At 56.9% G+C, this 12,002-nt stretch carries 5 protein-coding genes; all 5 read right to left on the bottom strand.

Translation table 11 applies throughout. From position 1 onward, the window contains the following. Window positions 1–527: 527 nt before the first annotated feature. Complete coding sequence (locus HG15A2_RS23435; RefSeq protein ID WP_145063798.1) at window positions 528–2,321, bottom strand: DUF7453 family protein; 1,794 nt, start codon at window positions 2,319–2,321, stop codon at window positions 528–530. A gap of 40 nt (window positions 2,322–2,361) precedes the next feature. Next, complete coding sequence (locus HG15A2_RS23430; protein WP_145063797.1) at window positions 2,362–3,534, bottom strand: hypothetical protein; 1,173 nt, start codon at window positions 3,532–3,534, stop codon at window positions 2,362–2,364. A 122-nt stretch (window positions 3,535–3,656) separates the two neighbouring features. Further along, window positions 3,657–6,554: an autotransporter outer membrane beta-barrel domain-containing protein gene (locus tag HG15A2_RS23425; RefSeq protein ID WP_145063796.1), complete on the bottom strand. Its 2,898-nt coding sequence runs from the start codon at window positions 6,552–6,554 to the stop codon at window positions 3,657–3,659. A 125-nt stretch (window positions 6,555–6,679) separates the two neighbouring features. Then, window positions 6,680–9,580, bottom strand: coding sequence for a hypothetical protein (locus HG15A2_RS23420; protein WP_145063795.1), 2,901 nt, complete (start codon window positions 9,578–9,580; stop codon window positions 6,680–6,682). Between the two features lie 99 nt (window positions 9,581–9,679). Next, window positions 9,680–11,950: a beta strand repeat-containing protein gene (locus tag HG15A2_RS23415; RefSeq protein ID WP_145063793.1), complete on the bottom strand. Its 2,271-nt coding sequence runs from the start codon at window positions 11,948–11,950 to the stop codon at window positions 9,680–9,682. Window positions 11,951–12,002 lie beyond the last annotated feature (52 nt).

Raw genomic sequence — 12,002 nt, 5'->3', positions numbered from 1 at the left:
ACCCCACGGCAGAAACTATTTAACCACAGAACGGTTTATTCAAAGTTGGGGAGGTTCACAGAGAAACTTGATGAACCGCAAAGGGCACAAAGAAAAACTAGACGGGATTTACAAGATGAACAGGATTGACTGGATTTCTATTCTGTTCATCTTGTAAATCCCGTCTAGCTTTCTCTGTGTTCTCGATGGTTCAATTCCGCAGGGTTTTTTCGTAGTGCTCGTTGTATCGTCGTGGTTACCATCGACAATTCTCTATTCACAAGAAGAGATAAATGTTGGGTAGCGGTTACCAGCACACCTCCGCTGTCTCCGCGTGAGATTTCAACGCCCAAGATTTCAACCAAGGCGCTTCAGGATGAGTATTCATACTCCCAAGCCACCCACTAAATTCAGTGAGGAACCACCTTGTGCAGGACTATCGCTCTCACCACTCGTGCTATCCGTGGTTCACTGAGCTACGCTGCCGCCTCGTAGCACTTACGATTCCAACCAATAACAGGAGCGTTGCGCTGGTGAGGAATCCTGTCTCAAGATTCCGCAGGTATCGTAATTGAACATTGAGACGCGGGCTTGAGCCGTAGGTAAGTTGCGACTGTGACCGTCGAGAGTAGCAGCAAAGCGATAGCCGAGGGCTCGGGGACTTGTTGCGAAGCGGCAATGACACTCCCGCCGCTACCGTACTCCGTTCGCCAAGTCGGTATGAGTGAGGGGTTGGTCCGCTGCAGGGCGAGGAAGTCGGCACCGTCCACATCGCCATCGGGTTCCGTATCGGCAGATAGCGTCGTGCCAACTAAATTTGCAACGAACACCCCAGAAGTAAAATCAGTGAAGTTGAGCGTGAACGCAAGCTGCCCCGCATCGTTGAAGCTGGTGCTGACGCCTCCCGTGCCGGCGCTATTGGCGATGGGGGCGATCGCGTTGATCGTGCGCAGGTCTTCGGTGTTGGGGTCATCATCAACGTCGAATAGATCGCCCTTGCGAACGATAAGTTGCAGATCGCCATTGAGATCGGTCGCCCACAGGGCTTCGTCAGTCTGAAAACCAATGACTCCAGGGCCGGCAAGATGCGTCTTGAAGGCGACTTGGTTCAAATCGTTGAACGCGGGAAATGCGATCTGCTGCATGGTCACACCGGCATCGAGACCAGACGCTTGTTGGCCGTTGTAAGCAGCGAGGGTCAACGTGCCGCCGGAGTCCTCAAACCAGACTCCCTCAACCGGCACGACACCCGCTTGCGGGCCGCCCGGATCGAATTGACTTGTGGCATTCGCGGGTGGCGATGACGGTGACGCGGCGGCGAAGAGAGCAACGCCGCCCGTTTCATTGGCTACGAAGTTGCTGAAAAAGTTAAACTCATGACCTCCTAAGCCGGGAGTCATGTCACCCGTCTTCGCAACCGACCGGCCGCTAGTAACGCTTGTGTCGTCGATTTGGAATTGATGGACGCTCGTTCCACTGACAAAGCCATGATACTCCGTGAACACGGTGACTTGGTCAGCGTCGTTCAACTTGGGGACAAAGAAATCCTTGATCGTCGTGCCAGCGGGTAAACCGAAACCGCTGTTGCCGGATTCTAATAAACCGGTGTTTGTAGGAATCGTGCGACCCGCCACGTCCAGCGCCGTTGATCCAGTGACGAAAGGGCTCCACTTGCGAGCATAAAGAGCCAACCGTCGACTTGCGTTGGTAGAGACTGTGTTGGTCTCGGTGACTTGATTCGAGTCGACGATGTCCCCCGTCGCAATAATCTTTTTTTGCGGGCTGCCATCGGAGTGAGGTAAATAAGATATAGTCGTTTCTCCAGAACCGGCAAGTGTGCTGCGAAACGTACCATCACCTGCCGAGTCGTAGGTCATCAAGCCGAGCGTGTCGGAAGTATCGCCAGTACCAACCACAGCGTCGCCTTTCTGCACGGCTAGGTCGGCAGTACCACTTTCGCGAACAATAATTCCACGATCATTGGCCGGGCTAATGGGCCCACCATCAAACAAGCTAAGCAGAGCCAGATCACCCTGGTCGTTCGCAATCAGTGTGCCGAATACATTGTAATTCACCCCTGGCGCGGCCCCTGGTACTTGGGAGCCCGTCAAAAACGCGACCTCATTCTGGGCAACGATCGCTTGTTCGCCCCCTGCGGTATTCGCCGTAAATACGGTGTCACCATTTGGCAGAATATAGGGTGCAACGAATTGCGAAAATCCAGTGAGTGTTTCTCCATCGACGACATCGCCAGTAAGTGCCGAGGTCGTGAATAGCTGGGCTCGACCTACGGCAGGCGTGAGTGGGAACATCGCGACGAGTAGCAGCGTGAAGCGTTTCATCGTTCTCAGCTTTCTAAAAAGACTATCGACCTAAAAATCCCTAGCCCTTGGGTGTGTTTCGGCGCTGCCAACCCCGCGGCTTGCGCCGGGGGCTAGTGAATACGATGGATGCGATAAAAAAGATGCAAAGCGACGAAGGCTCCGGCACCCCAACTTCTGTTGATTCGGTGACGACATGCTCGCCATCGGCACACACACTGTTAACAGAACCTGCCAGGGCTTCAATGGTGCCCAAGCTCTCGAAGCTTCCACTGGGGTGGTGGATGAGTTCAATTCTTCCCGCGCCGCCGCAACCACCTGTGTTGGTTACACTGCCACCGTTTCCACCGTTGGCTTGAATGAGTGCTGTCGGATCGAGATTCACGTCAAAGGCGTGCAGTAAGATACCACCACCGCTGCCGCCACCACCGTCGGTAAACCCTTCTCCTGCATGACCACCGTTGGCAAGAATCGAAGCGCCATTGAGTTGCAGTGAAGTGAGTGCACCAATCTCAAGGGCACCACCACCGGCACCGCCACCACCGCCGAGTCGTTGGCTGCCGCTACTCGCTCCCCCGCCCCCGCCCCCGCCGCTGCCGGCGAACAGCAGATCGTGTAGCGGGTCCCCATAGGGCAATCCGCCTGGGCGGTTGGTAACCCCAACGCCACCGTTTCCACCACCGGTACCGAAGCCAGCGCCGGCACCGGAGCCCGCACCGCTGACCGCGGCACTACTCGACCCGGCGACGCCATGACCGGGCCCAATGCCATCTTGACCAAAACTGAAGGGGCCCCCATTGCCGCCGCGTCCACCGCCTGCGATCCCCAGACCACCGATGCCGGTAAACCCCCCGGGCGCCTGATCTGTTCCATCGGCACCGCTAACATCAATCGTTCCTGAGAGAATCACTGAACCTTGAAAGAGCAATGCCAGTGCGTTGCCCCCGGTGACACTAATTGCGTCACCATTTGCCAGAGTGCTACCGCCATCAAAGGTAAATACCGCAATATCGGGCGCACCGCCTCCCTGCGAAACCAAGACGCCTCCCGAGGAGCCATTGAAAGTCAGCGCGTCGGTGTCGATCGTAAAATCACCCGGGGGTAGCACGCCGAAGGAAGTGAAGTTGCTCGGGTTGAGCGGCGCGGCAATCGCCTCTTGAGCGAGCAATACCAAAGCTGCGATTGCGACGAAGAAACGATCGCGCGCGGGTCTCGATAGGCTGAAAGTACTCATGAGAACCAAACTCCAAAATAAAGGTAGGCCATAACAAATGACGTTTCACACCTAGCCCCCAGCGCAAGCTGTGGGGTTGGTAGCACGGAATCGTTCGCAAGTTCTCAACCCCGCGCCGACGGCTAGAGAATTCGACGCCGGGGGCTAGTGAGAAATAATCCTGTAAGCAACAGCAAGCAAACCGTCGAAGGCTCAGGCACATTCGCACTTGCCGCCACCACCGACCCATTCCCATACTCCGTTTGCCAGTTAGGGATCAGCGCGGGGTTGTCACGCTGCAAAGCGAGGAAGTCCAAGCCATCCACGTCGCCATCGTTGTCGAAGTCCGCTAGGAGCGGCGCAACGACTTCTAGAATCACCGAAGAGGGATTGTACTTGATATTCCAGACATCGCCGGAGCTGAGCGGTGGCAGTTGTAGCGAATGGAAGGTGCCACTGATGCTGTTGGCCGTAATCAGTGGAAACTGATCGCCTAACACGGGCTCGGTGAGGCTCGCCAAATCGACATCGAGAATTCCGCCCAGTATGGCGTCGCCCACAACCGTCAGACGGTCGAACATGTTGGTTGCTGCGTCGCCGATGTCAACGGTCATTCGCGAGAATTGTGCGCTTTGCTCGTACTCGCCGACGGTCACTTCGCTGAAAGTGGTTGGTCCTGAGAGCGTCAAGCGGTCGATATTCTGCAGCTTGCCGGGAATGGTCACGCCATTCTGGATCAGCAGATTGCCATCGTTGAGCAGTGTGCCGCTGCCGAAGACTTCTGCGCCGGTTTCAATCGTTACATTGTTATTGATTCGCAGCAGAGCACGAGCATTGATCGTCAGTTCCGCGTCGCTGCGGAAGGTCGTCTGGGCAGTGATTCGAGTTTCGCCGATGCCGCCGACATTCACCGCACCATCAGGTCCGGTATCGACTCCGTTGCCGACGATGAAGGGCTGCCCGCTCACTCGGCCGATCGAGTCGTTCACGTTGTTCAGGTTCAAGTTACCGTTCATCACCCAGGCCCCACTGGTTTGCACACTGAGCACACCTCCATGGACGCTTACCGAGCCATCGAACTGGTTGCCAATCGCTTCGATCGAGTTCGTTTGAAACTCGAGGATGCCCGTGGGGCCGATGGTTGTTTGGCTGTTCTCGACAGGGCCATCCCAGTTGACTGTCGATTGTCGAAAGACGGTTGTCCCGTTGATCGCCATGGTCGAGCCGCTGCCGAGATTGAACTTTGAACCAGAGCGGAAGTCCATGTCACCCCGAAAGTCGACGCTGGTATTAGGTGAGATTGTCATCGTCGCCTGATCGATGTCGAAGTCGGGGAAAAAAACCGCGTTGCCCGACAGCACGTTGATTTGCGTAGCGTTGCCACGCACCGTAACGTCGCCGCCTCTTAATGTCGCGGTGTCGGAGAGGCCGTTCATTTCCAACAGTCCGCTACCCGCCTGGGCATTGGCACCCAGTTGCCACGAATCGGAAAAGGAGACTGTGTCGCCCCGACCAATCTGCATGGTGCCGTCGAAGGGGTCGGTCAGCGGGCCATTCACATTGAGACGAAGCGACGTGGATAGAAATGTGCCATCGTCCACATCCACTACGCCGTTGCCGTTGGTCCCGTCGAGATCAAACGCTCCGTCCGTGCTGATTGTGAGCGTGCCGAAGTTGGCGCGGACCGTGCCGTTGTTGTTCAGCACACTGGTTGTCGAGCCACCGCCGAAGTTGTCGAAGCCTATGAACCCCGCTCCGCTAATCACGCTGCCTACGTCGATCGTTGAACCTGGTTCACCAATTTCGACCTCCGCCCCAAGCTGCCCGAGGGCCCCCAGGAACAAGTCTCCACCGTTAACCAGCTCGAAACGATGCGTGAAAAATGCCGTAGGCGCATTCGCTGCATGGCGTAGTGTGAGGCTCGATCCGGGGTTGCTAATAATCGTGGGATTGCCGCCACCTCCTGCGGCAGAGAGTTGGTGCCCGTTGGTGTTGACGTCGATTCCATTGGAAATCTGCAGGCCACGAATCCGCGCGTTGCCCGCCAGAAAGACAGCCGAACCGAATGTCGTATTGTTTAGGATGGCATTGTCGTTCTGTGCGGGCACGCCGAAGGGAGTCCAGTTCGAAGCATTGGACCAAAAGTCGCTGGCACTGCCGTCCCAGAATTTGTCGACCGCCTGTGCCGACGACGCGCACCATGTAAGTGGAAGCAGCATGCAAACCAGGAATACTGTCCGGCGCTTTATACGCAGAATCAAAAGTAGTCCGCCGACAAGAATTGCCATTCCAGCAGGCTCCGGCACCGCGACGATCTCCTGGCCTGTGGTGTTTTGTTGTTGCCAAAGCAGAAAATCCTCGCCGTTGGTTTGCCCGTTAAGGTTGGCGTCGCCGCCGCTGGCTCCTCCGTACGCTGCCTGCCAGGCAGCCAAGTCCGCGCTATCAACGTCGCTATCGGAATCGAAGTCAGCCCCTTGCAGCAGTTCGAAGGCGAGCGGCTCGACACCATCGTCAAGAATTTCGATCACCAACGTTGCTGGCGAGTTCGAAGTGAATTGAAATTCAAAACCGATGCCGTGGAAACCCGCGGGTGGTTCGGGCTGGGGATTAAACGCCACCCAGGTGCCAGGCGCCGCAAATCCGCCTGAGCCGGTGGTCATCGTGAATTGCATGTTCAGCGGACTGGGCCCATTGGCTTGAAAGAAAAACGCTTCGCCATTGGGTGCGCCATCGGCCTCGAAAGAAAACTCGTCTGGCAAGGCCATCAAAATCTGCGCGCCCCCTTCGCTCACCGCGATATCTGGGATCGTCATGCGCAATTCGGTTGCTTCACTGAGGTCGATCTCCGGCGGGATGAAATAGGCGGGTGGCTCGGGCTGGGGATTAAACGCAGCGATCACCCCAGGGTTCTCAAATCCACCGCTCGTGCGGAATCGGAACGCAGTCGACCAATCGGCCTCTTGGCCAACTGCGGACGATGAAAACGGGCCGCCACAAAACATGCCACCCAAGGTCGCTATTGCGATGATTGCGATCCGCATAATCTTTCCCCTTGCTAAGGCTAAATGAAAGCAGGCAAGACGAGGCTTTCTAGTTCCCCCCAAGTCCTAAGCAGCAACGGGTGCGAATCGCAGTTGAGAATCTCCGGTCAAGCTACCAGGGAAACTCACACTCGTCCAGCTAGGCAGCGATGTCCCGAGAAAACGGTTGTCAAAACAGACAACAACAACCAAGTTCTCGGCTCTGGCACACTGTTTGAAGCTGCCACCGCCGGGCTACTCCCGTACTCCGTTTGCCAAGTAGGAATCAGCCCCGGGTTATCACGCTGCAGCGAGAGGAAGTCAAAGCCGTCGACATCGCCATCCGGTTCGGTGTCGGCGGCGAGTACGGCAAGAATTTCGAGGACAATATTGTTCGTGCCGTAGTTGATCTGCCAGTCGAGATTGCCGGTGAGTGTCGGCAAGATCGTAGAAAAGAATGTGCCATTGACTCCCTCATCTGCCGTGAGGATTTCAAAGGTGTCGCCAGCGCTGGGTTCGAAGCCATGGATTAGGCTGACTTCCAAATCCCCAGTGAGCGCCGCTTCGCCAGCGATATCGACGAGGTCGAACTCGATGCCGGGGGTGAGGCCGCCGATCTCAATTTCGAGGTTGCTCAGTTGTCCGAGGCTCAGATCGCCGCCGAATTCCATGGCTCCGGGGCTGAAACCGGGTTGCAAATCGCCGAGTGCCTGTATGTCGCCAGAGCCGACGTTGCCGTTGCCTGAAAGTGCGCCCAAGAAAACCGCCGTCGAACCGCTCGCTACGTTCAAAACAGCGTTGTTAGCGACATCATCGTAGAACGTCACGTTACTATTACCTCCGATGACGATGTTTCCAACCGACGAGGTCGGAGGAAAGGTAATGTTATTGACGTTGCCAAAGATGTCTGTGTTGCCGAAGCTCACTGCAAGACTGCCGAGGTTCGATAAATCGCCATTGAATCGCAGTGTGCCATTACGGGCAACGATGAGACCGGTGTTTGGGGCATTGACCAAGGTTCCCTGGAATTCGATTTCGGCGGGGGCGTTGGTCGTGCCGATCGCTTCAATGCGGCCAGAATTTGAAACAGTGTCTGCGCTGGCCAGCATCAGGTGCTCACCCGGGCCAGCACGTAACTCGCCGCCAGCGTCGATCGTGAGGTCGCTCACCAGCACGCCATCGCCACGTAATACGCCGCCCGTCTTGATCCTCGTTCCATGCAGCGTCGTGATGCCCGCACCGCTGGTGAGTGCCAGCGCCGATGCTCCGGTGCCGCCGCCAATGACCAGCTCATTCACACTGCGCGTGCCGATGCCGCTGGCGGTAACGGTCCCCGCGCCATCGACCAACACTCGCATCACTTCGTCGGGCGTGCCGCCGTGATCCCAAGCGGCGCCCGCATCCCAATTGCCGGCGCCAGGGAGCGAATGCTGGCGGACGATGCGAGTGTAAATTTCAACCACCTCATCGGTGTCCTGATCGGCTTGATAGAGGACCAGACTGCCATCGGGACTGAACTGCAAGCCCGTTGTAAAGACATCGCCACCCGGCACGAGCGGAGCATTGAGCTTCGTCGGCGTCCCGCCGTTGGTTGGCACTAAGTAGATTTCGAACACGTCGTTGACTTCTTGGTCAGCGTAATAAAGAACGCGGCTAGAATCAGGGCTGAAATGTTCCTGAACGACATCGCCGCCGTCCGCTAACGGGCCATTGAGCTTGACTGCAGTTCCACCGGTGCTGGGAACTGTGAAGATTTCCTGTACACCGTCCGTCTCCTGGTCTCCGCGATAGAGGACGCGGGCCGAATCGGGGCTGACTTGCATTACATTGATATCGCCGCCGGTCACCAGTGGACCATTGAGCTTGGTTGCCGCGCCCCCGGTGCTGGATACGCTGTAGATTTCGCCCACGCCGTCGGTGTCCTGGTCGGCTCGATAGAAGACGCGGCTGGAGTCGGGGCTGAACTGCAAGTTCTCATTGCTATTGATAACATTGCCGCCAGTTGTAATCGGACCATTAAGCTTTACTGCCGTGCCGCCCGCGCTCTCAACAGCATAGAGCTCGGTCACGTTGTTAACTTCCTGATCGGCCAAGTAGAGGACGAGGCTGCCATCGGGACTGAACTGCAAGCCGCTAGGGGAGACATCGCCGCCCGGCACGAGCGCGCCGTTGAGCTTAACCGGCATCCCTCCGGCGCTGGGTACGCTGTAAATTTCATCTACATTGTTGATATCCTGGTCGGCAAGATAGAGGACATGGCTGCCGTCCGGGCTGAATTTCCAGCCGTTGGCAGCGGCAGACACGTCGCCGCCGGTTGCCAGTGGTCCATTGAGCTTCACCGCGGCACCCCCAGTGCTGGCGACGCTGAAGAGTTCAAAAACGCTGATGTTATCCTGGTTAGCTGCATAGAGGACACGACTTGAGTCGGAACTAAATTGGAACCCGAACCCTGCTACCGAGCCGCCCGCTACAAGTGAGCCGTTGAGCTTTACCGCCGAGCCTCCAGCGCTGGAAACGCTGTAGAGCTCGCTCACGCTGGCGTTCTGCTGGTTTGCGTGATAGACAACTCGGCTTGAGTCGGGACTAAATAGCGCACCAAACGAAACATCGCCGCCGCCTACCAAGGCGCCATTGAGTTTCACAGCCGCGCCTCCTGCACTTGAAACACTGTAGATTTCAGATACAGAGTCGGTATCTTGATCCGCCAAGTAGAGGACGCGGCTTGAATCAGGACTGAACTGCAGGCTGACTGGTGATACATTTCCGCCTGGAGTTAACGTGCCGTTGAGTTTTATTGACGCGCCGCCGGTGCTGGGGACGGTGAAAGCTTCGTCGATGTTGTCCGTTTCCTGGTCGGCCGAGTAGAGGACGAGGCTAGAGTCGGGGCTGAACTGCAAGCCAGCAGTAGCAACATTGCCACCCGAGACAAGAGGTCCATTCAGTTTGATCGGATCGGCCGCCCCAGCACGATCGAACCCAAAGCATGCAATCAACGAGAACAGCAGGCAAGAAAAAACGCGCCGCAGCGCACATACATACCGAGACATATACAATCCCCAAGAATCGAGAAGTGAACGATTTCCAAACACGCTTGCACAGCAGCCGGCGTGTATGCCTCTGTCAAATGTTCCTGTGCCGAGTAGCCATTAGAACCGTGCGGTACGCCGCAAGCAAGAAATTGTCACTAGTCCTAGCAAAAACAGGGAAAGAGTCGTCGGCTCAGGGACTTGCTGCGTAGCGGCGAGCAAACTCGTACCACTTCCGTACTCCGTTTGCCAAGTCGGAATCAGCCCGGGGTTATCACGTTGCAAAGCAAGGAAGTCTGCGCCGTCGACATCGCCATCGGGTTCGGTGTCGGCGGCTAAAACGGCAAGCACTTCAAGAATAACGTTGTTCGCTCCGTAGGTGACATTCCACTCCATCCCAGTGTCCAGCGCAGGTAGTGCTTCCAACGAGAATACGCCACTGATGCCGGCATCAGCGGTGAGGATTTCGAACGTGTCGCCACCTGCGGGAGTGAATCCGCTGATAAGTTCGACATCGAGAGTGCCGTCTAGTGTTGCTGCTCCCTCAATCGTTAGCCGATCGAACTCATCACCAGCAAGCAGCCCTCCGATCTCGATGAACAATGTGTTGGCTGCGGCGAGCGCAACGTTGCCTTCGAAGTTTACTTCCGCGGGACTTGCCCCAATGGCCAAACCGCCATTGAAGTTAGCCGTACCAGGGCCGAAGAAATTTCCCGGGCCACTGATGGTGCCGTTGAAATCGACAGTGCCCACAACGGTGGTGCTCGACCCGGCGCTATTACTCACGGGGCCGTTCACGGTGGAGTTGATTAGCACGAGGTCGCCCGTATTGTCTAGTCCAGCGGTGGAGGAAAGGGTAATGCCATTGCCATTAATGAGTCCAGCATTGCTGATGGCTTGCCCTGTGAATTCCCCTTGGAGGGAAGTGAGCTCAGCGCCCACGGGTACGGTCAACGTATTATCAACTACCAAGCTCATGCCTGCGGGAACAAATGCTTGTGCTCCGCCGAAGGTTTGATCCACCACGTTGCCGCTGCTACCGAAGCTGTAACCAGCCGCGTCGGTGAGGTGGAGCGTGCCCGAAGTCATGACAAACTGCCCACTCACCGAGGAGGACGACGCGTCGAATTTGAGTGTGCCCCCGGAGAGCTCGATGAGCCCTGTATTCTCAAGGGTCATGGCTCCCGCGACTTCAACTACCGCGCCGGAGTTGATAGTCACTCTGTCGCTGACGGGCGCTGCAGAAGTCGTTCCCACGGTCAGCCCCGCCGAATTCGTCCACCTAGAGTCGTTGCCGGAGAGCGTTGTCGTCGAGCCGCCCGCCGCCAAGCCGGTTGCGTTGGTCACCACGCCTCCATTGAGGATCTGGAGAACATTCGATCCCGTGCCTCCGATGTCAAGATTGCCTGTATGATTCCACGCGGAACCCGCTCCATCGATCGAGGCGGAGCTTGCCGAGCCATTCGATGCGTTCATGCTTGTTGAACCGGTCGTAACAATACCGCCGCCGACAATGCTGAGACTGGCCCCGGCAATGCCTGGTGTAAAGGTAATCGCTGTCTGGTTATCCCACTGAGCGGTTCCGCCAGTACTGTCAACCGTCACAGCGCCATTGATCGCTGCTGACCTTGATTCCAGGAGGCCGCCATTGAAAACATCAATGATGCCCGCTTGTAGTTGATCACCCGTAGTCCAAGTCGAGTCGTTTCCGCTAATGCTTGCCGAAGCCTGAACGGCAAAAGCGCCGCCGGGGACAAACATCGTGCTTGACTGGCTGGTGACATGGGCACCGTTGGTAACGTTAAGTGTGCCGCCAAAGTTAAGATCCAGGTTGCCGCTAACCATCCAGGAGGCGTCGGCTCCTTGCACCTCGATTGTGGCCACGCTGAAGGTTGAGTTGCCAATCGAAGCGCTGCCGCTAGTGGTTGCTCCGCCTTGCAGTTCGACGGCTGCTCCCCCGGCGACGAACAAGTTGCCACTGATGTCGGTATTCACATCATGAGTCGAGGCACTGTCGGCAACGATGAGCGTACCACCATGGACCGACAAACCGCCCCCGATGGTGTAGTCGAATGCGGAGACTGCTCCGGCGTCGGTCTCAAAGGTCACATCGCCAGCGCTGAGAGTAAGTGAGTCGCTGGCGATATCCTCTCCGACGGTGACCGTATACGTGGCCGACTGATCGAAGATAGTATCGATGCCCGCTTTGGGGGCGCTCGCCCCTCCGGCACCCCCAGAGGTAGCCGACCAGCTGCTTGCATTGCCGAACGGGCCTCCGGTGGTCGCGATCCAAAATCGATCTTCGGCGGAAGCCTGCTGGTTAAGAAATAACAAGAGTACGAAACCAAGCAGGGCGCGTACGAACGTGTCCCAAGAAAACTGATAACGCATTGCTATCTACTTTGGATAAGGTCGGTGAGCATTAACCCTGCGACTCCGCTGC

This window comes from Adhaeretor mobilis, assembly GCF_007741515.1.
GTDB lineage: Bacteria > Planctomycetota > Planctomycetia > Pirellulales > Lacipirellulaceae > Adhaeretor > Adhaeretor mobilis.
The sequence above is the reverse complement of the archived record's forward strand: the minus strand, read 5'-3'. Positions and strand labels throughout refer to the sequence as shown.

Bases quoted from the DNA above. Each gene is read 5' to 3' on its own strand.
- HG15A2_RS23435 (WP_145063798.1), bottom strand. From the start codon at position 2,321: ATGAAACGCTTCACGCTGCTACTCGTCGCGATGTTCCCACTCACGCCT.
- HG15A2_RS23430 (WP_145063797.1), bottom strand. From the start codon at position 3,534: ATGAGTACTTTCAGCCTATCGAGACCCGCGCGCGATCGTTTCTTCGTC.
- HG15A2_RS23425 (WP_145063796.1), bottom strand. From the start codon at position 6,554: ATGCGGATCGCAATCATCGCAATAGCGACCTTGGGTGGCATGTTTTGT.
- HG15A2_RS23420 (WP_145063795.1), bottom strand. From the start codon at position 9,580: ATGTCTCGGTATGTATGTGCGCTGCGGCGCGTTTTTTCTTGCCTGCTG.
- HG15A2_RS23415 (WP_145063793.1), bottom strand. From the start codon at position 11,950: ATGCGTTATCAGTTTTCTTGGGACACGTTCGTACGCGCCCTGCTTGGT.